This window comes from Halalkalicoccus sp. NIPERK01, from assembly GCF_030287405.1.
Classification (GTDB): Archaea; Halobacteriota; Halobacteria; order Halobacteriales; family Halalkalicoccaceae; genus Halalkalicoccus.
The window spans coordinates 122,361-141,077 of record NZ_JASVVV010000008.1 but is presented as its reverse complement, the minus strand read 5'-3'; the positions used below and the strand labels follow the sequence as shown (position 1 = coordinate 141,077).

22 protein-coding genes and 1 tRNA gene are annotated in these 18,717 nt (G+C 66.5%); 4 read left to right on the top strand and 19 right to left on the bottom strand.

The window, feature by feature from the left end; translation table 11 throughout:
• Positions 1-60: 60 nt before the first annotated feature.
• The 7 genes from QRT08_RS17535 to QRT08_RS17505 all read right to left on the bottom strand — a co-directional run bounded on the left by QRT08_RS17535 (position 61) and on the right by QRT08_RS17505 (position 3,708).
• Positions 61-738 (bottom strand): metallophosphoesterase, encoded by a 678-nt coding sequence (locus QRT08_RS17535; protein WP_286047276.1) that lies wholly within the window; start codon positions 736-738, stop codon positions 61-63.
• A 53-nt stretch (positions 739-791) separates the two neighbouring features.
• On the bottom strand, positions 792-1,415 hold the full coding sequence (locus tag QRT08_RS17530; RefSeq protein WP_286047275.1) for a J domain-containing protein: 624 nt from the start codon (positions 1,413-1,415) through the stop codon (positions 792-794).
• Positions 1,416-1,478: 63 nt separating this feature from the next.
• The gene (locus QRT08_RS17525) at positions 1,479-2,231 is read right to left on the bottom strand and encodes a proteasome assembly chaperone family protein (protein WP_286047274.1); all 753 of its coding nucleotides are present in this window, start codon (positions 2,229-2,231) and stop codon (positions 1,479-1,481) included.
• A gap of 4 nt (positions 2,232-2,235) precedes the next feature.
• A complete protein-coding gene (locus QRT08_RS17520; protein WP_286047273.1) occupies positions 2,236-2,418 on the bottom strand; it encodes an RNA-protein complex protein Nop10 in 183 nt (60 codons plus the stop codon).
• Positions 2,419-2,420: 2 nt separating this feature from the next.
• Positions 2,421-3,221, bottom strand: coding sequence for a translation initiation factor IF-2 subunit alpha (locus tag QRT08_RS17515; RefSeq protein ID WP_286047272.1), 801 nt, complete (start codon positions 3,219-3,221; stop codon positions 2,421-2,423).
• Positions 3,221-3,427: a 30S ribosomal protein S27e gene (locus tag QRT08_RS17510; protein WP_286047271.1), complete on the bottom strand. Its 207-nt coding sequence runs from the start codon at positions 3,425-3,427 to the stop codon at positions 3,221-3,223. The genes QRT08_RS17515 and QRT08_RS17510 overlap by 1 nt, the downstream gene beginning before the upstream one ends.
• A 2-nt stretch (positions 3,428-3,429) precedes the next feature.
• Entirely contained in the window at positions 3,430-3,708 is a 279-nt protein-coding gene (locus tag QRT08_RS17505) for a 50S ribosomal protein L44e (RefSeq protein WP_008416575.1), read from the bottom strand.
• 189 nt (positions 3,709-3,897) lie between these two features.
• Here QRT08_RS17505 and QRT08_RS17500 point away from each other — a divergent pair, with 189 nt between their 5' ends.
• Positions 3,898-5,784: a cbb3-type cytochrome c oxidase subunit I gene (locus QRT08_RS17500; protein ID WP_286047270.1), complete on the top strand. Its 1,887-nt coding sequence runs from the start codon at positions 3,898-3,900 to the stop codon at positions 5,782-5,784.
• Between the two features lie 39 nt (positions 5,785-5,823).
• Here the strand turns inward: QRT08_RS17500 and QRT08_RS17495 are convergent, their stop codons facing one another.
• The gene (locus QRT08_RS17495) at positions 5,824-6,240 is read right to left on the bottom strand and encodes a DUF6789 family protein (RefSeq protein WP_286047269.1); all 417 of its coding nucleotides are present in this window, start codon (positions 6,238-6,240) and stop codon (positions 5,824-5,826) included.
• 81 nt (positions 6,241-6,321) lie between these two features.
• Between QRT08_RS17495 and QRT08_RS17490 the strand changes: the two genes are divergently transcribed.
• Positions 6,322-6,588 (top strand): HAH_0734 family protein, encoded by a 267-nt coding sequence (locus tag QRT08_RS17490; protein ID WP_286047268.1) that lies wholly within the window; start codon positions 6,322-6,324, stop codon positions 6,586-6,588.
• Positions 6,589-6,695: 107 nt separating this feature from the next.
• Here QRT08_RS17490 and QRT08_RS17485 read toward each other — a convergent pair whose 3' ends face one another.
• The gene (locus tag QRT08_RS17485; protein WP_286047267.1) at positions 6,696-7,058 is read right to left on the bottom strand and encodes a methylglyoxal synthase; all 363 of its coding nucleotides are present in this window, start codon (positions 7,056-7,058) and stop codon (positions 6,696-6,698) included.
• 111 nt (positions 7,059-7,169) lie between these two features.
• Between QRT08_RS17485 and QRT08_RS17480 the strand changes: the two genes are divergently transcribed.
• A tRNA-Met gene (locus tag QRT08_RS17480) sits at positions 7,170-7,244 on the top strand.
• A gap of 651 nt (positions 7,245-7,895) precedes the next feature.
• On the opposite strand, the gene QRT08_RS17475 is transcribed toward QRT08_RS17480, so the two are convergent.
• Both QRT08_RS17475 and QRT08_RS17470 read right to left on the bottom strand, forming a co-directional pair.
• Positions 7,896-8,297, bottom strand: a complete 402-nt coding sequence (locus tag QRT08_RS17475) for a DUF5518 domain-containing protein (protein WP_286047266.1) — start codon at positions 8,295-8,297, stop codon at positions 7,896-7,898.
• Between the two features lie 86 nt (positions 8,298-8,383).
• On the bottom strand, positions 8,384-9,073 hold the full coding sequence (locus tag QRT08_RS17470; RefSeq protein ID WP_286047265.1) for a type 1 glutamine amidotransferase domain-containing protein: 690 nt from the start codon (positions 9,071-9,073) through the stop codon (positions 8,384-8,386).
• Between the two features lie 183 nt (positions 9,074-9,256).
• Between QRT08_RS17470 and QRT08_RS17465 the strand changes: the two genes are divergently transcribed.
• On the top strand, positions 9,257-10,126 hold the full coding sequence (locus QRT08_RS17465) for a DUF8054 domain-containing protein (RefSeq protein WP_286047264.1): 870 nt from the start codon (positions 9,257-9,259) through the stop codon (positions 10,124-10,126).
• Here QRT08_RS17465 and QRT08_RS17460 read toward each other — a convergent pair.
• The 8 genes from QRT08_RS17460 to QRT08_RS17425 form a co-directional block, all read right to left on the bottom strand.
• Positions 10,123-10,695 (bottom strand): DUF7974 family protein, encoded by a 573-nt coding sequence (locus tag QRT08_RS17460; RefSeq protein WP_286047263.1) that lies wholly within the window; start codon positions 10,693-10,695, stop codon positions 10,123-10,125. The genes QRT08_RS17465 and QRT08_RS17460 overlap by 4 nt on opposite strands.
• Positions 10,696-10,738: 43 nt before the next feature.
• On the bottom strand, positions 10,739-12,088 hold the full coding sequence (locus QRT08_RS17455; RefSeq protein ID WP_286047262.1) for an ABC transporter ATP-binding protein: 1,350 nt from the start codon (positions 12,086-12,088) through the stop codon (positions 10,739-10,741).
• Positions 12,081-13,163, bottom strand: a complete 1,083-nt coding sequence (locus QRT08_RS17450) for an ABC transporter ATP-binding protein (RefSeq protein WP_286047261.1) — start codon at positions 13,161-13,163, stop codon at positions 12,081-12,083. The genes QRT08_RS17455 and QRT08_RS17450 overlap by 8 nt, the downstream gene beginning before the upstream one ends.
• Entirely contained in the window at positions 13,163-14,197 is a 1,035-nt protein-coding gene (locus tag QRT08_RS17445; RefSeq protein WP_286047260.1) for an ABC transporter permease, read from the bottom strand. Before QRT08_RS17445 ends, QRT08_RS17450 begins: the two co-directional genes overlap by 1 nt.
• 2 nt (positions 14,198-14,199) lie before the next feature.
• Entirely contained in the window at positions 14,200-15,156 is a 957-nt protein-coding gene (locus QRT08_RS17440) for an ABC transporter permease (protein WP_286047259.1), read from the bottom strand.
• A 94-nt stretch (positions 15,157-15,250) separates the two neighbouring features.
• On the bottom strand, positions 15,251-17,209 hold the full coding sequence (locus QRT08_RS17435; protein WP_286047258.1) for an ABC transporter substrate-binding protein: 1,959 nt from the start codon (positions 17,207-17,209) through the stop codon (positions 15,251-15,253).
• Between the two features lie 365 nt (positions 17,210-17,574).
• On the bottom strand, positions 17,575-18,144 hold the full coding sequence (hpt, locus tag QRT08_RS17430; protein WP_286047257.1) for a hypoxanthine/guanine phosphoribosyltransferase: 570 nt from the start codon (positions 18,142-18,144) through the stop codon (positions 17,575-17,577).
• Between the two features lie 46 nt (positions 18,145-18,190).
• On the bottom strand, positions 18,191-18,577 hold the full coding sequence (locus tag QRT08_RS17425; RefSeq protein ID WP_286047256.1) for a MaoC/PaaZ C-terminal domain-containing protein: 387 nt from the start codon (positions 18,575-18,577) through the stop codon (positions 18,191-18,193).
• Positions 18,578-18,717 lie beyond the last annotated feature (140 nt).

Sequence of the window (18,717 nt, the reverse complement as noted above, 5' to 3'; positions counted from 1 at the left end):
ATTTCGATGGCACACGAGAACCGTGTCGCGTTTCTCGGGACCGAGCGAGGGATTTCGCGTTCAGAGGTGCGCCCGGAACCTCCCCAGCGGCGGGAACTCGAGGGTCTCGTCGCCGTCCTCGTCGCGGACGATCGGCCGATACGTCCCGGGAGCGCCGAGCAGCGGCGAGCGAAGCGCCCTCGCTCTGGAGACGTCGACGCCGCCGGCCAGTCGCGTAAAGGCCGGCAACACGAGCGCCTCGGTGCCGCCGGTGGCCGGTCCCCGGAGGTAACAGGGGCGCTTTCGTCCCTCGATGGTGATCGCCGGGTGGACGTGGCCGAGGACGTACCCCGCGGCGGGGTCGGGCCGCTCGTGGCCGTGACAGACGGTCGTCTCGCCCACGCGGTGATCCGCGACCGTTCCTTCTAGCACCGAGTCGAGCATCGTGTCGTGGTTCCCGCGGGTCACGACGAGTCGCGCGCCCGCGTCCTCGATCCGCCGTTCGAACGCCCGGAGGCTCCGTTCGACCCCGTGGGGGAGGCGATCGAAACTGTGGAGCAGGTCGCCCGCGACGACGACTTCGCGGGGCTCGAACCCCGAGAGGAGCGCGTCGAGACGCGAGAGCAGGTCCTCGCGCTCGCCGAGCGGGAACTCGACGTTCGAGGCCCGGTCCCTGCCGAGGTGGACGTCCGCGAGCACGAGTGCCCGCTCGCCGGGGAGGTAGACGGCCCGATCCCGGAGGACGCACTCCTCGAACACGTCCGTGGGTTCGTCGCCCCGCCCATGAGCCTATCGACTCCCGGCGGTGGGGACTACGCGGCGGTCGCCGGGGCGGTGTCGGCGTCGGTCTCGGCCGCGTGCGCGCGGGCGGTGGCGTAGGCCTCCCGGACCCGCTCGAACGACTCGCGGCTCCCGCCCTGGTCGGGGTGGACGCGTTTTATCTTCTCCCGGTAGGCGGCCCTGACCTCGGCCTCGCTCGCGTCGGTCGGCAGGCCGAGGGTGGCGAAGGCGGCCATCGCGGCCTCGTCGGTCCCCCTCCCGGCGGCCAACGCCGGCGTCTCGAAGGGGAGTCGCCGGCCGAGGTGGATCCCCGGCATCTCGTGTTCGACGAGCACCCCGTGGGTGTCGGTCGCCTCGATACGGAAGAAGGCCCGCGCGTCGAACGTGATCGCCACGTCGCGCTCGGGGAGGTAGAACTCGACGACCTCGCCCGCGATTTCGTGGTTCTCGACGAATCCCTCGTCGATGGCCCGGAGGTAGCGCCGTATCTCCGTGCGCTTCCTGTTCTCCCCGCTCGCGATCGGTTCGCGCCGCTCGTCGGGGAACAGACGGGAGCCGACGGCGAACACCCCGGCGATCACGAGGCCGACCGCGAGGCCGACGAGGACCCCGACGACCAGCCACCGCGGGAGGAACCACACGAGGTCGGACTGCACGCTCACCGGTAGGGATGGAGAGGCAAAGAAGATTCGTGATACCCGGTGATAGGCCCCGACCGGTCACCCGATGTAGCGCAGGTCGTCCTCGGTGGGGACGTTCTGGTTTTCGATCTCCTCCATCCGTTCGACGACTTCCTCCATCTCGTCGGCGCGCTCCTCGAGTTCGGTGAGGTCGACCTCGAAGTCGAGGAGGTCCTGGAGGACGGCCAACAGCGCCTGTGCGCTCTTGGGGTCGACGAGGTAGCCGCTGGTCTCGCCCATCAGGCAGGCCGCGTCGAGGTCGCGGCGCCGGCCCAGCCCCACGAGCAGGCCACTGATCCCGACGATCCCGCCCTCGGGTTCGTTCTCGCGGAACTCGACGCCCGAGGATTCGAGCGTCTCGATCAGCGACTCGTTCGCCGCCGCCCCGAGGACCGCGTGGTCCTCGACGAGTTCCCCGGTCGGGACGCCCCCCAGCGCGAGGACGGTTTCGACCCCGAAATCGGTCGCGACGTCGAGGACGGCCTCGGCGATCCGGTAGTGGCCGACGCCGCTCGCGGCCTGCTGGTCGCCGGTCACGACGAGCAGGTCCCGATCCCCGAGGACCACGTGGTGACACTCGACGCAGACGAGTTCGGCGAGGCCGGACTCGGAGACGGAGACCTGCGGCGGGAGGTGTTCGGAGTAGATCCGCCCGACGAGTTCGCCCTCGCCCTCCTCGATCAGGTGTTCTGCGACGAGCGTCCCGACGTGACCCACGCCCGGCAGCCCCTCGACCAGGACCGGCTCCGCGAGTTCGGGCTCCGCGAGTACCTCGACCTCTACGTCGTTCATACACTCATTCGCGGCTCCGCCGCTTAAGAGCGCGTCGGTACTCACCATAGGGGTCCTCGGGATCGAACGGCGCGGGCGCGCTGTTTACGGCGTCGGCGCCACACTCGGGACAGTTCGAAGAAAGGGTGTACACCGGGCGGTCGTGGCGGTCGCGCCACTCGCTACACACCCGGATGTCCGATTTCATCGCTACTCGTCGTCGGTCCGTCGCTCGCGGTGGAAGCTCCCGCTGCCGCCGAACTCGGCGATGGCCGCGCTCGCGCGCTCGGCGCTCCGTTCGAGTTCGGACTCGGCGGTCTTGTAGTTCGGCGCCTGCACCCGGATTCGGTACTCCGGCGAGCCGACGTAGGTGACTTCGAGGTCGATCTCCTCGCTCACCTCTCCGTTGCCCTCGGCGGCCTGTAGCGCCTCCTTGACGGCGTCGACGCCCGCCTCCGAGGAGCAGACGAGATCGACGTAGCCCGTGACCGTCACGTACGGTACGGAGACGTTCTCCCGGGCGGTCTCGACGATCGCATCGACCCGTTCCTCGTCGAGGTCGGTCTCGGAGAGCGCCTCGGGGCCGTGGATCGCGGCCTGTTCGAACCCCTCGTAGAGCCCGCCGTGGACCTCGATGAGTTCGTTCGCGACCGCGGTGTAGGTCGCGTCGTCGACGTCCTCGCCGAACGCGATCGTCATCCACTTGTCGGCCTTCTGGTCGTTCTTCCAGCGCTGGATCGTCTCCTTTCGCTGGTGTTCGTTGACGTCCTTCAGCGAGAGGTCGATCTGCTGGGAGCCCTTGTCGACCTCGAGGACCTTACAGACGACGGTCTGACCCTCGCGGACGTGGTCGCGGACGTTCTTGATCCAGCCCGAGGCGACCTCGCTGATGTGGATCAATCCTTGTTTACCCTCGTACTCCTGGAGGTCGACGAAGACGCCGAACTCCTCGATCTCCTCGACCTTGCCGACGACGAGTTCGCCGGGGGTGGGCCAGCCGCTGTACTTCATTATCGTGCCTCGACGGTGTCGCCGGCGTCCGCGGAGCGACGCTCGACGGTCTCGACGATCTCGCCGTCGATGTCGGCCTTCCCGCCGGTCGGGCGCGCGAGCGTGTGCCCGCAGACCGCACACGCGACCTCCGAGGAGGCCTTATCGAAGACGATCTGTTCGTTCTCGCAGTCCGGACACTCGACGGCGTAGAAGTTCCCCGCCATGCTCACTCCTGGAAGTCGACGCGGCCGGCGCGCCATCCCTCGCGCAGGTGGGCCTTGCCACACTCGCCACAGCGGTACTTGAAGTCGGTCTTGCTCGTCGGTTTCCCCCCGCTGGGGACCTTCGAGAACTTGCCGTCGTTGCCGATGCCGCTCTGGCGCTCGCGCTGGCGGTCGATCCACTTCATGCCGGTCTGGCGGCCGGTCCGCGTCTTCTCGAGTTCGTGTTCGTGGTGTTCGTTACAGTACGGACAGTAGGTGTTGAATCGTCGTGGGATCTCCATAGCCTTGCCGACGGCTTGGCGGTGGCGGCTTAAAACCCGTTTGGTTGCTCGCCGCACCTGCAAAGGTTGATGTGGGTACCACCCCGAGGTCGAGACGTGAATCGGTGCCGCAACTCGCGTCCGAAACCACACGACTCGCAACCGATCGGGCGGGCGGTACCGCGCGAAGCAGGCCGGGTAAACTGAGCCATGTACACTGACATCCTCGGAGGGGCACTGCTCGGTGTCGTCCTTCTCGCGCTCTGTGGGGGCATCGTCTACCGACTGAACCGATCCAGACGACCGAGGGACACCGGGGGAGCCTTCCGGACGGACGGGGGCGAGGGGATCGACGACCCTCGCTCCTCGTCGGAACCGCGTTCCGACTCCGACGGATCGCGCGGTACATCCGACCCACGTTCGGATGGGGGCGTCGCCACCGGCTACGGGTTCGACACCGCGAAGCCGACGGGGCTGTTCCGGTGGCTCACGACCGTCGACCACCGCGACATCGGCATCCTCTATCTCACCTTCGGGGTGTTCATGTTCCTCTGGGGCGGGACCGACGCGATGATGGCCCGCACCGAACTGCTGACGCCGAACGCCGAGGTGTTCGGCGTCCAGACGTACAACGAACTGTTCACGACCCACGCGATCACGATGCTGTTCCTCTTCGCGACGCCGATCCTCTTCGGGTTGGCGAACTACTTTCTCCCGCTACTGATCGGGGCCGACGACATGGCGTATCCCCGGATCAACGCCATCGCCTTCTGGGTGCTGCCGCCCGCCGCGGTGTTGATCCGTTTCGGCATCATCAGCGACGCGATGGCGACGATCCTCGCGCCGGTCGTGCCGGTGATGTCCACGCTGTTTCTGGGGTTCGAACCGGTCGACGTGGCGTGGACGTTCTACCCGCCGCTCTCGACGCAGACGACGAACCCGCAGATCGACATGGCGCTGTTGGGCTTGCACCTCTCGGGGATCGGAACCACGCTGGGGGCGATCAACATCATCGCCACGGTCTTCGTCGAGCGATCGCCCGACGTCGGCTGGGAGCGCCTCGACATCTTCTCGTGGACGCTGCTCGTCCAGGCCGGGTTGGTCCTCTTCGCCTTCCCGCTTCTGGGCGCGACCCTACTCATGTTGCTCCTGGATCGCAACGTCGGGACCTCGTTTTTCGCCATCGAACACGGGGGTCACCTCCTCTATCAGCACCTCTTCTGGTTCTTCGGCCACCCCGAGGTCTACATCCTCGTGCTGCCGCCGTTCGGCCTGGTCAGCCTGATCCTGCCGAAGTTCGCGGGCCGCAAACTGTTCGGCTACAAGTTCGTCGTCTACTCGACGATGGCGATCGGCGTGCTCTCGTTCGGGGTGTGGGCCCACCACATGTTCACGACCGGGATCGATCCCCGGATCCGCGGGGCGTTCATGGCGGTGACGATCGCCATCGCGGTGCCGAGCGCGGTGAAGGTGTTCAACTGGACCACCACGCTGTGGACCGGGGACATCCGGCTGGAAGCGCCGATGCTGTTCTGTCTCGGCGGCATCTCGACGTTCATCGTCGGCGGCGTCACCGGCGTGTTCCTCGGGTCGATACCCGTCGACCTGTTGTATCACGGCACCTACTACGTGGTGGGTCACTTCCACTTCATCGTCGCCGGGATCATCACATTCGCCGTCTTCGCGGGCGTCTACTACTGGTTCCCGCTGATGAGCCGACGGATGTACAGCAGGCCACTCGCGGCGGCGCACTTCTGGTTCTCCTTCATCGGGGTGAACCTGCTCTCGTTCGGGATGCTGATCCTCGGGATGCTCGGCCTCCCGCGGCGGTCGGCGACCTACCCCGTCGAGTTCGTGCCGCTACAGGTGACCGCCTCCGTCGGGGCCGCGCTGATCGCCATCGGACAGGTCATCTGGCTGTACAACATGGTCCAGTCCTACCGGTCGGGACGGATCGTGATGGACGCCGACGTCTGGGGATTGAAGGAGTACGGCCAGTTCACCAAGGAGTGGGAGTGGTTCGAGAGCCGCCTTCGAGAGGTCCAGGCGACCGACGAGAACGCCGACGAAACACAGCGCGCCGAGGCCGAAACGTAGAACGTAGCGTATCCCGGTATCAGTGCCGTGGCGATCGATCTACGCCAGTCGCTCGTAGACGTACCCCAGCACGAACCCGTAGGCGAGGTGGCCCGTGAGGGTGAAAAAGAGATAGAGGATGACGAACGGCCACGACACCTGCCCCGTCCCGAGGACGAGAAAGAGGACCCAGAGGACCCCGCCGAAGACGAGCCCCTGAACGGTCGGATCCCGGGGTCCCCGCCGGTCCGCGACCCGGTCCCTGACGGCCACGAAGACGACCGGCCAGACGAGGATTCCGACCGCCGAGAAGACCGCGAATCCCACGACGTGGTGTTCGGGCATCCCGACGAAGCGGGCGATCGCCTCGGGCGCGCCGAGCTGTGATCGCGTCTGCACCTGACTGAACAGAAAGACGAGCATCATCACGGTCGTCGCGGCGACACCGGCGCTGATCGCACGCAGAAAGCGATTCATTTCCCTCGGCTACCACGGTGGCGAAGAAAGGGCTGTCGATCATTCGAAGCGCTTAATCGTCCATCCGTCGAACCCGGGCGCATGAAGCGCCTGATCATCCACGGGGATCCCGGCGTCCGAAAGGACGGGATCATCGACTACGACGACCAGGAGATGGTCCTCTTTTCGATCTCGCGAAACGGCGAGTGGCACGGCCCCGACCGCCCGCAGCTGTGGTGCGTCATCGGCACCGAGGACGAACGCGAGGACTTCGAGAGGCGCAACTACGTCCCCCACTTCCTCACCGTCGAGACCATCGACGCCGAGGCCGTCGACATCGTCCGGAAGCGGGGCAAGCCCTCCGCGTAACGCCTCATAGGGATTCTCGCTAGAAGCCATAGAATTCGGCTGGGCGAACCGGCCATCGTGGTTCAGCTAACCGGCGAAGAGACGATGATCGGAAACGAGAATCCCTATCAGACCCCCTCGATCAAGCACGCCGCGCTCGCGAGGTTCGTCGCCAGCGCCGTGTCGTGGACGTCACAGATCCGCAACAACGCGGTGATGTCGGGTTCGTGTGGCTGGGCACGGAGGGGATCGCGCAGGAAGATCACGCCGTCTACCGCGTCCTTTGCGACCTCCGCGCCGATCATCATGTCGCCGCCGAGGGGGCCCGACGCCATCCGCTCGACGGTCAGGCCGGTCTGTTCGTTGATCCGCTTTCCCGTGGTGCCGGTCCCGATGAGGTCACACTCCGAAAGCCGCCCCTCGTGCTCGTGGACGAACCGGATCAGGTCGGGTTTCTTCTCGTCGTGGGCGATCAGCGCGAGACGCGTCATACCCCCCGTGGGTGGGCCGGGTTCAAAGGTGTTTGTCCCGCGATCACCTCGCCGCCGGTGGGCGATTTCTGAATCACAACCCTTAACTACGGCACCCCGGTATGAACTGGTAGCGGGATGGGATAGCCAGGAGATTCCGGCGGGCTCATAACCCGCAGATCGGTAGTTCAAATCTACCTCCCGCTATATTTTGGCGCGACTACACGCGAGGAGCGAAGCGACGAGCGTCAGAAGCGCCAAAATTAGCACGTAGTAGATTTGAAGCAGGGAGCGAAACGAAGTGGAGTGACCGAGGTTCAAATCTACCTCCCGCTACTTCTGTTGCACTCAACGGCGAGCGAGGCGTAGCCGAGCGAGTCCCTGAGTGCAACGAAATACGACGAGTAGATTTGAATCAAGGAGTGAAGTGAGCGATAGCGAACGGAACGACCGTGGTTCAAATCTACCTCCCGCTACTTCTCGGCGAACAATTCTCGTGAGCGTCGAGAATCGCATGTAGTAGTTTGAACGAAACCGAGGTTCTGCGCGAAGCGCAGGTTCTCGGACGTAGTTCAACTCTACCTCCCGCTTTTTCTCCGGGTCGCGGGTCGGGGATAGTCGGCCGAACCGAAGGGGAACTGCCCGAACGTCCTACGCCCCCATCACGGCCCGGAGCACCACGTATCCGAGGAACAACAGCACCACGACGCCGATGAGGGCGTAGATGATCATTCCCCGCTTATCCTTGTCCATACGAGGACTGTACGACGGTCGAGGATAAGCCGACGGCTTGCATCTCGCGGTCGTCGAAAAGCACCGCCCTCACCGCCCGCGGTCGTCGTTCGATCCGGAAGGGGGTCAGGCCGCCGGACGGGCCCGACGCGTGGTCCGGCGCTTTTTCCCCCACGAGCCGACCGCCCCGCCGATCGCGCCCGGAATCGCGTAGATCACGAGCAGCGTCACCCCGACGGTGAGCAGGCCGAACGCGGGGACGAGCCCCCCGAAGAGCGTTTCGACGAACGTCACCGCGACCAGCAGGACGAGCGCCCCGATGACGGTCGCCAGCCCCCCGTGGATCGCCCCGTTACCCGCCGTTCCTCCGGCGACGTAGCCCGCGACCGCCCCCGCGACGATCCCCGCCAGTCCCCACCCGAGGACCGGGACCGCCATATCCGTCCCCGGAATCACCGCTCCGCCGATCAGTCCGATGAGCAGGCTCACGATGAAGCCGTACACCACCGCTCTCATGTCGATTGCCATAGCGAAGAGTAGGTCACGAACGATGATGAACTAGGCGCTTGCTCGGTCCTGTACTGCGGTTCTGACAGGATTCCCGGAGTGGCGGCCTACGCCGGTCGCTCGATTCCCAGTTCCTCGAGGAGCGTCCGAGCGGCCTCGGCCGACGACTCGGGCCCGCGTGCGGTGAGCAGGCCGCCGTCGACGGTCACGCTCGTCTCGGAGTCGAGTTCGGCGTCCCAGTCCCCGCCAGCGGCGACCACTTCGTCCTCGACCCAGTAGGGGAGCTTCCGGCCGTCGGGCATGACGTCGTTCGCCTCGACGGTGTCCTCCTCCCACTCGTTGGGGAAGCCGGTGACCCGCCGCCCGTCGACGAGGAACGAGCCGTCACTCCCGCGCGTGAACGCGAGGATGCCCACCGCGTGACAGACCACGAGCGCCGTCCCGCCCGATTCGACCGTCTCCGCGAGGATCCGGCGGGCGTCGCGGTCCTGATTGACGTCCCAGACGGTGCCGTGCCCGCCCGGATAGACGACGGCGTCGAACCCGTCCGCATCGACCGCCGCGAGCGGTTCTGGGTCGTTCAGTCGCTCGTCGGTCTCGTGGACCTCGCGGACCCGATCGGCGGTTCCCTCGCCGACCATCTCGGGATCCAGCGATCGCTCGTCGATCACCGGCGGCGACCCGCTGGGCGTCGCGACGGTGACCTCGACCCCGGCATCGGAAAGCGTCGTGAGCGGCTCGATACACTCCTCTCCCCAGTAGCCCTCCTCGCTGACGACGAACAGTGCGCGTGCCATACCCGCCCTTGACGACCGACCCCGATAAACGGCGCGCCGCCCCTCGGGCTTGCCGGCTCGGCGCCCGCCGAAGGCCGCGACGTCAGTCCCCCGTCGTCCGGCACCGCTTGGCGATACCGACCCACCGGGACGCCGACGCGCGATCGGCAGTACGGTTTTACCGCTGCACCCCGCCTAGTCGCCATGAGCGTTCCGTCCTCCTCGCTTCTCGACCGGCTACGGAAACCCGAGTACACCGGCGAGAACCGCTGTACCCCGTGTACCGTCCTCAACGTGGTGATCGCCCTCGTCGCGAGCGGTCTCCTCGCCACCGTCGCGCCCGCCCTCGCCGCCCTCGTGTTCGCCCTCTCGCTGGCCGCGATCTACCTGCGTGGCTACCTCGTCCCAGGAACGCCCCGCCTCACGAAACGCTACCTGCCGGATCGGGCCCTCGCACTGTTCGATACACACCCCGGCGAGGGGAGGCGAACCGAGGAGTGGGAGACGGTCGAAACGCTCGACGACCACCGCGAGAACGCCGTCGATCCCGAGCGCTTCCTCCTCGACGTGGACGCGGTCGAACCGTGTCAGCGCGAGGACGACCTCTGTCTGACCGACGGGTTCGCCCGGCTGATCGATCGCCGGCGGGGCGCGTTCGAGGACCCGTTCGATCCCGGGACGATGGCCGCCCTGTTCGATACCGATCCCGGTTCGATCGCCGCCCTCGATCGGGCGTATCCCGCCGTCGAGATCGATCGCCGTGTCAGGAAGTGGCCCTCGGAGGCCGCGCTGGTCGCCGACCTCCTCACCGACGACGCCCTCCGTGAACTGACCGACCGCTGGTCCGAGGTCCCCCTCGAACAGCGCCTCGGCATCCTCGAATCGCTCCGGTCGTTCCACGAGACCTGCCCGAACTGCGGTGGCGAGGTGTTCCTCGGCGAGGACACCTACGAGTCCTGCTGTCGGAGCTACGAGGTCCTCACCATCGGCTGTGTCGACTGCGAACAGCCCCTCCTCGAGTTCGACCCCGAGGACCTCGCCGTGGCGGAACACGGGTCTGGCGTTCGGTCCTAAGCCGTCTCCGCAGTCCGATCAGCCCGCCCACAGTCCTTCGGGACGATCCGTACCGCCACCTCGTCGTACAGCCCTTTTCCTTTCGCGTCGTCGACGTTGAGGCCCGCACCGATCGTGAACTCCCCGGGGCCGGCCCGCTCCCACTCGCTCGCGGAGACGCGAAACGCCTGTTCCCAGCGTTTGGTGAAGCGTTTGCGCTCGCCGCGATCGAACCGGAACTCCCCCGGTTCGTCCGGCGGATCGCGCAGCGAAACGCGCGAGGCGTCCGTCACTCCGTAGACGCTCCACGTCCATACGCGCGGCGAGCGCGTCCGGAGCGCGATCGGGAACGGCATCGAGTTCCGCATCGTGACGCGGAACGGCACCGGATCGCCGAGGGCGTACTCGGTCCGCGGCGTCGAGACCTCGACCGAGACCGCTCGGTGTCGAAGCCAGTACGGGACCAGCCGACGGCTCAGCGCGGTCCCGTTCACCGACCGCATCGCCTGTAGTTCGCCGCTCCGCCGCTCGGCCGGGGTGAACCGGTCGTCGTCGCGATGGAGGGCCTCGGACTCGTAGATCCGGCGCATTGTCGCCGACAGGCGGTAGACCGACTAAAACGTTGGGTCGCGGTCAGTCGTCCGCGGAGGCGTCCGTCCCCGCCGCGAACGACTCGGGCCGGCCGGCGTCGTAGCGCTCGTCGTAGAGGTGACACGCGATCCGGTGGCTCTCGCCGGTTCGGATGGGTTCCGGTTCGTCCCGCTCGCAGGGCGAGACGAACGCCGATTCGAGGCGGTCGGACGCCCCGTCGACGTCCCCGGCGTGGAGCGCGTCGATCGCCCCCGAGAGCGCCCCCTCCGCGTGTGGATCGGAAAGCCCTCGCGGGAGGTCGAACTCCGATCGAACCAGTTCGTTCAGCCGTTCCCTCGACGCCTCGCTCGGGTCCGTCCGCTCCCCGCTCGGACCGTCGGTCGCGGTGAGCGATTCGAGACCCTCCGCGTCCGCGACGCGCAGTTTGAGATCGAGCAGCGAGCGCCACTCGTCCCCGTCGAGGTCGTACTCGGCGGGCCGGATGACGCGGGGACAGCGCGTGTGGAACCGACAGCCCGAGGGGGGGTCGGTCGGCGAGGGGACCGTCCCCGGGAGGAGAACCTGCTCGCCCTCCCAGAGGGGGTCGGGTTCGGGGATCGCCGAGAGCAACGCCTCGGTGTAGGGGTGGTGCGGCGGCGAGAACACCTCCTCGGTCGTCCCGGTTTCGGCGACCCTCCCGAGGTACATCACCGCGACCCGATCCGAGATGTGCTCGACGACGCTCAGGTCGTGGGCGATGAAAATATAGGAAAGCCCGAACTCCTTCTGGAGGTCCTCGAGCAGGTTGAGGATCTGGGCCTGCACCGAGACGTCGAGCGCGCTGACCGGTTCGTCACAGACGATGACCTCCGGGTCGACCGCGAGCGCGCGGGCGATGCCGATCCGCTGGCGCTGACCCCCGGAGAACTCGTGCGGGTAGCGGTTCGCGTGGCTCGGGTTCAACCCGACGGTTTCGAGCAGCTCGTAGATCCGCTCGGTTCGATCCGCGTCCGAGGCGATGCCGTGGATGTCGAGCGGTTCGCCGACGATGTCGCCGACGGTCAGCCGGGGGTTGAGGCTCGAAAACGGGTCCTGAAAGACGTACTGGAGGTCCGTCCGGAGTTCGCGCAGGCGCCCGCTCGACAGGGCAGTGACCTCCTCGCCGCGGTAGTACACCGCCCCTCCGGTCGGCTCGATCAGCCTGAGGAGCGCCCGGCCCAGCGTGGTCTTGCCACAGCCGCTCTCGCCGACGATCCCGAGGGTTTCGCCCCCGTGGAGTTCGAGGTCGACCCCGTCGACCGCCTTCACCGTCCCGCCGCGGCCGAGCAGGGTGTCGACGAACCCGCCGGAGGTGTCGTAGTACTTCTTCAGGTTCTCGACCCGGAGGATCGGCTCCTTGCCCCGCTCAGTCATCGTTTCCCTCCGCGCGTGCGGGGTTTCGGGGACCGCTCTCGTCGTCCCGTTCCTGTACCTCGACCTCGTAGTCGAGGCCGTCCTCCAGTTTGTCGGCCCACTCCAGACAGGCCGCCGAGTGGGCGGTCGTCTCGGTCGCCTCCGCCCCCGTCTCGGGGTCGAGCAACGGCGGCTCCTCGAGGGTGCAGACCTCCTCGGCGTACGGACACCGGGGGTGGAAGCTACAGCCAGGGGGCAGTTCGACGAGGTCGGGCATCGTCCCCGGGATCGTCCGGAGGCGCTCGCGCTCGTCGCCCACTCGCGGGATCGAACTCATCAGCCCGACCGTGTAGGGGTGTTTGGGGTCGTAGTACAGCTCCTCGACGGGCGCCTTCTCGACGGGTTTGCCCGCGTACATCACCATCACGCGGTCACAGACCTTCGCGATGACGCCCAGATCGTGGGTGATGAGCTGGACCGCCACGTCGAACTCGTCGGCGAGTTCCTCGATGAGATCGAGGATCTGGGCCTCGATGGTCACGTCCAGCGCCGTCGTCGGCTCGTCGGCGATCAGCAGGTCCGGATCACAGGACAGTGCCATCGCGATGATCGCGCGCTGTTGCATCCCGCCGGAGAACTCGTGTGGATAGTCCGAATACCGGGTCTCGGCCTCGGGAATGCCGACCTCGTCGAGCAACTGGATGGTTCGCTCTCTCGCCTCCTCGTCGTCGTAGTCGAGGTGGTGGCGGATCGCCTCGGCGATCTGCTCGCCGACGGTGTAGACGGGATTGAGCGCGGTCTGGGCGTCCTGAAAGACCATCGCCATCTCCGTTCCCCGGAGGTCCCTGACCTCCCGCTCGCTCATTTCGAGGACGTCCTCGCCCTTGAAGCGGATCTCGCCGCTTGCGATCCGGCCGGGACTCTCGATGAGGCGCATTACCGACAGGGCGGTGACGCTCTTTCCGGCCCCCGATTCGCCGACGACGCCGAACTTCTCGCCGCGCTCGATCCGATAGCTGAGGTCCTCGACCGCGGTGACGACGCCCTCCTCGGTGTAGAACTCGACGGTCAGGTCCTCGACCTCGAGCAGCGCCATCACTCCTCACCCCCGCGTCCGACGCCGGTCTCCTGGGCGTCGAGCGCGTCGTTGATGCCGTCCCCGATCATGTTCATCGACATCACGAACAGGAAGATCGCAAGGCCCGGATAGACCGTCGCCCACCACGGAATCGCACCGCCCGGTCCCTGGATCAGCGTCGCGCGGGTCGCGTCCAGCATCGTCCCCCACTCGGCGGTGCCCGGCGGCAGTCCGAGACCGAGGAAGCCGAGCGCGGCGACCCCGATGACGACCGTCCCGATGTTGAGCGAGGCCAACACGAGCAGCGGCGGCATCGCGTTCGGGATGACGTGTCTGAGGATCACCGACCGGTCCTTCGCCCCCAGCGCCTTGGCCGCCAGCACGTACTCGTTTTCCTTGATCGAGAGCACCTCTCCTCGGACGAGTCGCCCGTAGCCCGCCCACCCGAACAGGGTAAAGGCGAGCACGAGTTGCCAGTAGCCCCCGCCGAGGATGGCGACGATGATCAGCGCCAGGACCAGGCCGGGGAACGCGAAGATGGTGTCGACGATCCGCATCATGACCTCGTCGACCCAGCCGCCGTAGTAGCCCGAGACGGCGCCGTAGACCGCCCCGAAACTGGCGGTCAGCGCGACCACGATGAACCCGATCGAGATGCTGAAACGCCCGCCGTACAGCAGTCGGGAGAACAGGTCGCGCCCCGAGCCGTCGGTCCCCATGGGGTAGGCGAGCGACGGCGGGTCGTAGACCCCGGCCGAGGGGTCCTGCAGGTAGAGGATGTCCGTCGGCGCGTGGGGGGCCAGCGAGATCGGTTGGACGAGCACTCCCCCGACGGTGATCGGCCGCGAGAGGATCGCGAGCAACGACATGACGACGACGATCGCGACGCCGAGCATCGCCGAGCGGTTGCGCTTGAACCGGCGCAACCCTCGGCGCCACCGGCTTTGCGTGCCCGTTCCACTCTCCGCTTCCCAGTCCGAGAGGCGGTCGCGCTCCTCGACGCGCTCCGCGTCGAACCCGGTGATCCGAATTCGGCCTCGTTCCGTAGCCATGGTTAATCGTATCTGATCCGCGGGTCGAGCACCGCGTAGAGGACGTCCGCAAGCAGGTTCGCCAGGATGATGAACACGCCCGTAAACAGCGTGATCGCCATGATGAGGTTCACCTCGCGGGTGGTGATCGCCTGAACGAACTCCCGGCCGAGCCCCGGCCAGTTGAAGACGACCTCGACGACGACCGAGCCGGCGACGATCCCCGCCGTCAGCGTCGCCGCGAGCGTCACCACCGAGATCAGCGAGTTCCGCAGGACGTGTTTGAGCACGACCTGTCGCTCGGGAAGCCCCTTCGCGCGGGCGGCGGTGACGTACTCCTTGTTCATCTCCTCGGTCATCGAGGTGCGCATCACCCGCATGATCGAGGCCGCCGCGGCGGTCCCAATGGTGAGTCCGGGCAGGATCAGGTACCACAGCATCTCGGGGTGGTACAGCGGGAGTCGGGAGGGTGCGAGCACCGGCCACCAGCCGAGCCAGAGCGCCCCCACGAGAATCAACATCAGCCCGAGCCAGAAGTTCGGGATCGAGATGCCCGACAGCGCGATGAATCGGCTGAGGGTGTCGCCGAACGCGTCCTTGTTGACCGCCGCGTAGATCCCGGTCGGGATCGCGATGACCAGCGCGAAGACCCAGCCGAACAGCCCGAGCGCGATCGTCTCGGGCAGGCGCGCCAGCACGATCGCCGAGACCTCGCGGTTGGTCCTGATGACGGTACCGAAATCGCCCGTCAGGACGTTGCCCATCCACGTCAGGTACTGCTGCCAGACCGGGCCGTCGAGCCCGTAGCGCGCCCGGAGCTGGGCCTCCTGGCTCGCCGTCACCTCGGGGTTCAGCGCGACCATCTGGCTGATCGGATCCCCCGGCGTGAGGTGAACCAGCCCGAAGGTGATCACCGAGACGCCGAAGAGGATCGGGACGATCGACAGCACTCGATTCAGTACGAAACGTCGCAAACTCATATCACGGTCATCGTATCGTTGGTCGTTCGTTGGGGGTCGGTCGTCGTAGCTGTACTGGTCGGCACGGTCGCCACGTACCGGTGTGTCGGCGCGATCACTCGCGGTCGAGCCACATCGCCTGGCTCTCGGCCGGACTGTACAGCCCGAAGCTGTAGATCCCCTCGTCGAAGGGGTAGATGCCGAAGCCGATGACGTCGGTGTTGCTCACGGCCGTCATCAGGTCGAAGTGGGTCAGCGAGCTGTAGCGCCGGTCGGCGAGCAGCCGCCAGATCTCGTCGTAGCGCTCGGCGCGGAGCCGTTCGTCCTCGACGACGGCGATGTCGAAGCGTGCGGCGTCGACCAGCCGGTCGAACTCGGGGTCGCTGATTCCCGTCAGGTTACAACACTGCCCGATGTTCGCCGAGCCGTGGAGTGCATCGCAGAAGCTCTCGGGGTTGAACGTCCCCGAGAGGCCGATACACGGGATGATCCCGCCGTCGGGGTACTCGGGATCGAGCACCCGCGCGATGTAGGCGTTCCACTCGTAGGTCTCGACCGACGTCTCGAAGTACTCCGTCTGGGCCATCGACTCGGCGATCAACTCGACCATCTGCACGCGGTCGGGGTTGTCGGCGTTGGTTTCGAGGGTGACCTCGAGGGGGTACTCCAGCCCGAGGTCCTCGCCGACCTCGTCCAGAAGCTCCCCCGCGCGCTCGGGGTCGTACTCGTTGTACGGGCGAAGCTCCTCCGCGAGGGCTTCGGGATCGGTCGTGCCCGATTCCTCCGCGAGTTCGGGGATGGGCGTCCACGCCGGACGCGCCCACCCGTTGAGGACGTTCTGGACGATGTTCTCGCGGGGGACGAGGTGGTTGACCGCGGTGCGCAGGCGCTGGTCGCCCCACGGTTCGATGCCAACGGGATACTGGATGTACTCGTACCCGCCGGTTTCGATGCCGGTGACGGTAAACCCGTCGTCGGCGTTGAACTCGTCGAGGGTGTCGGTCGCCAGCCCGGTCGTGATGTCGATCTCGTCGTTTCGGAGCGCGGCCGCCCGGTTCGCGGCGTCGGGGACGATCTCCATCTCGACCGCGTCGACGAGCGGGCCGTCGGGGAACTCCTCGGGGCCGTCGAACCAGTCGATGGAGTCGACGCCCATGGCCTCGACCCAGTAGTCCTCGAACTTCGAGAGTTCGTAGTACTGCTCGTCGGAGAAGTCCTCGAAGACGTAGGGACCGGTCCCGATGGGCTCGTTGCCCTGTCGGGGGTCGATCGCGCCGTCCTCGAGGCCGGCCTGCTCGGTCGTGAAGATGTAGACTCCCGGAAGCTGTCCCTCGGCCTCGGCGTCGGGGACCTGCGCGAACAGGTCGACCGTGTACTCGTCGACCGCCCGCGCGTGCAGAAGCGAGTCGAACGTCTGGGCCGAGACGTCGGAGTTCTCGTAGCGGGCGACGCTCGCGACCACGTTCTCGGCGGTCAACTCCTCGCCGTTGTGGAACTGGACACCCTGTCGGAGCCGGTAGCGATACTGCATCCCGAAGGTACCGTCGTCGACGGCCGCCGCCGCCTGCTCGGGCGTAATGACCCGGACCTCGTCGCTCTCTAAGGGATCGTCCTCGGGGTGCTGGAGGATCACCTGCTCGTCGGTTTCGAGGGCGCCCTCCTCGCCGGTGGCGACGCTGGTCATGTAGTCGGCGTAGGCCGTCCGGTCGATGTCCTGAGTCTCGACCAACTCGTAGCTCTCTGCGAGCCATGGGTAGTAATTGCCCTTTCTGTCGGACGTGATCAACTGCTCGAAGATGAAGTTCTGTGCCTGCGTCGAGGTCGTGTCCGTGCTGTAGGGCGGATCGAACGAGGCCACGTTCGCGCCGACCGCCCCACGCAGGGTCCCGCCTTCCCGTAGATTCGCGAAATCCACCTCCTCGCGGTCGCTGACCTCCGGACCGCTGGAGTCCTCGTCGTCGTCGCCGTTACCGCCGAGACAGCCGGCAACGCCCGTGATGCCGGCGACGCCCAGCCCCCGCAACAGGCGTCGCCGGTCGACGCCTCGACCCGATAGATTGTGACCTTCTGCCATACTGTTTTTATTTAAATTATACACGTATATGTGTGTCGATTTTTCGTTATATGCAACATTTGCGTCCGTTTCGACCCGTCCTCTGGCGTAGAAAAATCCGGGTATACGAGTAGAAGCGCGACGAGCGTGGACAAACGAACCGAATCGATCGCTTCTCTTCATTCATATCGTATATCGCGAACGCCCCTCGGCGGTCCCGTTTTAAATACTCGGTGACGTCCCCGGGCGTGGGACGCTCTCCAGCCCTCGAAACGTGGTGGTTCGGTCGCGGCGTGGCGGTGCCGGTCGCCCGGAACGGGGTGGTGCGGGAACTCGGATCGAGACGAAACCGAACCCGTCGGATCGCGGGCTTTCGGGCACGCGGATCAGTCGTCGCCGGTCCCGTCGACGACGCACACCTCGCCGTCGACGACGTCGACGTTGATCAGGGTCTTGACCGAGTACGGGGAGTCGTCCAGTCTGTTCTCGCCGCCGACCTTCTTGATCACCGCGACGACGTCCTCGACCTCCGCGCCGATCTCCTCGAGCGCCTCGGTGATCGCCTTGAGGGTGCCGCCCGTGCTGAGCACGTCGTCGAGGACGAGGACGCGGTCGCCCGCCTCCACGTCGTTGATGTACATCTGGTTCTCCGAGTAGCCGGTCTCCTGGAAGAGCGCGACCTCCCCCTCGAGGCCGTACTGGCGCTTGCGGATCACGACGAGGGGAATGTCGGTCATCAGCGAGACGGCCGTCGAGATGTGGATGCCCATCGCCGCGGGCGTGACGATCTTGTCGACGTCCTCGAGGCTCGCCTTGCGGATGATCCTGATGACGATCTCGCGCAGGAGGCTCGGTTCGAGCATCGGCACCCCGTCGCTGATCGGGTGGACGAAGTAGTGGTAGCCGTCCTTCTCGATGATCGGCGCCTCCTGCAGCGACCGGCGCAACTGATCCATGTCGTATCTACTCGATCCGCCAGTAAAACCTGCCGATCCGTCCCGCCTACTTCCAGACCAGCCCCTCGAAGTACCCGGACATCACCATCGTACCCTCCTCGTTGCGACAGACCGCCGTCCCGCTCGCCTCGTAGCGGTCCTCGCGCTCTTCGACCGACTCGGTCGTCCACTCGCAGGTGATCCGCTCGCCCGTGTAGACCGGCCGCCGGAAGTCGTACTCCATCGTCCGCGCGAGGAACTCCAGGTCGCCGCCGATTTTTGTAGGTATGGTCGCCGTCAGCAGCCCTTGAACGACCAGCCGCCCCTCCTCGTCGGGATCGGTGTGGATGGGCTGGGTGTCGCCCGATAGCTCCCCGAAGCGCCGGACGTCCTCGGGGGTGAACGTGCGCTCGTGGGTGTGGGTGTCGCCCTCGGCGGGTGGCTCCGTTGGCATTGGACCCACTGTCGATCCGGTGAAGGATAAAGCGCCGGGAAGCGGTAGTGGGGGGCGGCCAGTTGCGGGAAACGGATTGGCGCGGCGGAGCCGTGTCGGTCTTTTTCGAGGAGAGGTGGGCGAGCGACTAACAGGAGCGA

Coding starts and splice junctions, on each gene's coding strand:
- QRT08_RS17510 (WP_286047271.1), bottom strand. CDS start 3,427: ATGGCGGGGAACTTCTACGCCGTCGAGTGTCCGGACTGCGAGAACGAA.
- QRT08_RS17465 (WP_286047264.1), top strand. CDS start 9,257: ATGAGCGTTCCGTCCTCCTCGCTTCTCGACCGGCTACGGAAACCCGAG.
- QRT08_RS17475 (WP_286047266.1), bottom strand. CDS start 8,297: ATGGCAATCGACATGAGAGCGGTGGTGTACGGCTTCATCGTGAGCCTG.
- QRT08_RS17425 (WP_286047256.1), bottom strand. CDS start 18,577: ATGCCAACGGAGCCACCCGCCGAGGGCGACACCCACACCCACGAGCGC.
- QRT08_RS17520 (WP_286047273.1), bottom strand. CDS start 2,418: ATGAAATCGGACATCCGGGTGTGTAGCGAGTGGCGCGACCGCCACGAC.
- QRT08_RS17525 (WP_286047274.1), bottom strand. CDS start 2,231: ATGAACGACGTAGAGGTCGAGGTACTCGCGGAGCCCGAACTCGCGGAG.
- QRT08_RS17460 (WP_286047263.1), bottom strand. CDS start 10,695: ATGCGCCGGATCTACGAGTCCGAGGCCCTCCATCGCGACGACGACCGG.
- QRT08_RS17505 (WP_008416575.1), bottom strand. CDS start 3,708: ATGGAGATCCCACGACGATTCAACACCTACTGTCCGTACTGTAACGAA.
- QRT08_RS17455 (WP_286047262.1), bottom strand. CDS start 12,088: ATGACTGAGCGGGGCAAGGAGCCGATCCTCCGGGTCGAGAACCTGAAG.
- hpt (WP_286047257.1), bottom strand. CDS start 18,144: ATGGATCAGTTGCGCCGGTCGCTGCAGGAGGCGCCGATCATCGAGAAG.
- QRT08_RS17500 (WP_286047270.1), top strand. CDS start 3,898: ATGTACACTGACATCCTCGGAGGGGCACTGCTCGGTGTCGTCCTTCTC.
- QRT08_RS17495 (WP_286047269.1), bottom strand. CDS start 6,240: ATGAATCGCTTTCTGCGTGCGATCAGCGCCGGTGTCGCCGCGACGACC.
- QRT08_RS17435 (WP_286047258.1), bottom strand. CDS start 17,209: ATGGCAGAAGGTCACAATCTATCGGGTCGAGGCGTCGACCGGCGACGC.
- QRT08_RS17485 (WP_286047267.1), bottom strand. CDS start 7,058: ATGACGCGTCTCGCGCTGATCGCCCACGACGAGAAGAAACCCGACCTG.
- QRT08_RS17445 (WP_286047260.1), bottom strand. CDS start 14,197: ATGGCTACGGAACGAGGCCGAATTCGGATCACCGGGTTCGACGCGGAG.
- QRT08_RS17450 (WP_286047261.1), bottom strand. CDS start 13,163: ATGGCGCTGCTCGAGGTCGAGGACCTGACCGTCGAGTTCTACACCGAG.
- QRT08_RS17490 (WP_286047268.1), top strand. CDS start 6,322: ATGAAGCGCCTGATCATCCACGGGGATCCCGGCGTCCGAAAGGACGGG.
- QRT08_RS17470 (WP_286047265.1), bottom strand. CDS start 9,073: ATGGCACGCGCACTGTTCGTCGTCAGCGAGGAGGGCTACTGGGGAGAG.
- QRT08_RS17440 (WP_286047259.1), bottom strand. CDS start 15,156: ATGAGTTTGCGACGTTTCGTACTGAATCGAGTGCTGTCGATCGTCCCG.
- QRT08_RS17515 (WP_286047272.1), bottom strand. CDS start 3,221: ATGAAGTACAGCGGCTGGCCCACCCCCGGCGAACTCGTCGTCGGCAAG.